The sequence below is a fragment of the Pyrobaculum sp. genome, from assembly GCF_049971835.1.
Classification (GTDB): Archaea; Thermoproteota; Thermoprotei; order Thermoproteales; family Thermoproteaceae; genus Pyrobaculum.
The window spans coordinates 1-1847 of sequence record NZ_JBMFKV010000309.1 but is presented as its reverse complement, the minus strand read 5'-3'; the positions used below and the strand labels follow the sequence as shown (position 1 = coordinate 1847).

Annotated in this window: 1 protein-coding gene and 1 pseudogene; both read right to left on the bottom strand. The window is 62.5% G+C overall.

Annotated features, from left to right (window positions below):
* A pseudogene (locus tag ACP5J3_RS14045) lies at window positions 1-746 on the bottom strand (hypothetical protein); the annotation flags it as partial.
* A gap of 128 nt (window positions 747-874) precedes the next feature.
* On the bottom strand, window positions 875-1847 hold a 973-nt coding region (locus ACP5J3_RS14040), incomplete at its 5' end, for a hypothetical protein (protein ID WP_428496250.1).

Below are 1847 nucleotides of genomic sequence, written 5' to 3'. Positions count from 1 at the left end.
TCCGACAGCCCCACCCCGATGGCGAAGGACAGCTCGGGCTCTCCCCCGCTCGCGGAGACACCCACGGTGAAGACGCCGCCAGGCAGGGTAGAGACATAGAAACTACCAGACTGGGGGGTCACGTTGATACTTATACCCCCTTGCGGGGGGGTGATTTCGTTTCTCGGCTGGCCACTACCGCCCCCTGGCGGGGTACTGCCGCCCCCTGGCTGGCCCCCGCCACCCCCTGGCACGGCTTTGAGCCTAACTGCCACCCTCGCGTCTCCGTTCAGCGGTTTCTTGCTTTCGCAGTCCACCCAGGTCAGGAGTATGTTCACCTCCCTGAACTCCCACGACTCCGCCCCGTAGGCCCTCATGCGGCCCCTAATTACGTTTTGGTCTACCAGCTCCGTGGCGGACACAGCCACGGCGGCCTTTAGCGCGTAGAACTGCCTGTTGTCGATAGAGATCACCGACTGTTGCAACGGCCTGCCGAGCTCTTCGAACTTCCTGTCTCTGAACTCCATCGCCCACGGCGTCTCTATGAGGTCTCCCCCGTACCTGACACGTAGCACGATTAGCGTATTGAGCCCCACCGTGATACAGACGGGCTTGCCGAACCTCTGGAACCACTCCATGTCGATGTAGAACGTGACCGGTATCGAGACTGGCTGGTGGAAGCTGGCTACCTCCATCTCGTAGGCGTTGTCGGCGTATCTAGTCCCGACCTCCCAGTAGCCAGCCTCTGTCGCAAACCTCCTAGACACGTATGTGTGTCAGCCCAGTTTTAAAAAGTGGTCAGGGACCAGGGCCAACCGCCCGGAGCAGTCGGGCCTCCTGGCGCCACCTGTGGCGCCCGTGGCCTGCCAGCCCCTCGCGGCCCCAGGGCTGGCCCTCAGCTGTCGTGGGGCAGGTAGGCGAAGAGGTAGCCTATCTTGTCCCCGTCCCACGCCGTGTCGCCGAGGGCGGCCCACACAGACCCGTCGTCGGCTATGGCCACGACCGCCCTCCACCTCTTCGTCTTTGTGTAGAGGTTCGGGTGCTCCGTCTCGACTATGAGCTCGACCGCCTCCCTCCCGGCGGGGAGGGCCCTCCCAGCGCGGTCGTATGTAGACGGGTTTGCCCGCTGGAGTGGCGAAGACGACGCCACCCTGGTGTTCCTCCCGAGTGGCACGACTAGCCCCTTGTCCTTCCCCCTCACCCACAGCCTCCACTCCCCGTCCCACGTTGCGACTAGCACCTCGTACTGCGAGAGTTGCCTGCTCCACGCGACGCCTATCTCTGGCGGCGGCGTGGCGGAGCCAACCACGTACACCATGTCCTTCCTCGTGGCCGCCCACTGAGCATATGTATCAGACACGTAGTCGTCGTATCCGAACAGTATGTTTACTCTTGCTGTCCTCAGCTGGCTGACGGACGCGTAGGCCACCGAGGGGTTCGCGGGCCTGAAGCTGTACGACGGGGGGTCCGTCGCCAGAAGGAGGCCGCTCCACCTCCCGACGCCGCCGTTGGTTATCCCCAAGGTGGACATCGATATGTTCAGCCTTATGTACGAGGGACACGCGCTAGTGGTGTCGAAGCACGTAGGTGGTGCGATGGCGACGTCGACGTTGGCGCTTGTTGACTTGTGGGCGTGGTAGGCCCCTATGTATCCGTCGAGGCCGAAGAGCCCGCCCAGCATGACGTTCCGTGCGAGGAAGAACCCGTACGTGGAAGAATAGGTCTCACAGTATCGCAAAACGATATTGTATACCCTTTTGTATGGCACGCCACTGGCGTCGAGAGACGCGTCTTCTACCGACGCCATACACGGAGAAGTATCACGGCCCGCCAAGAAGTAGTGAGAAGTGTAGTCGGGGAGCGTGGCG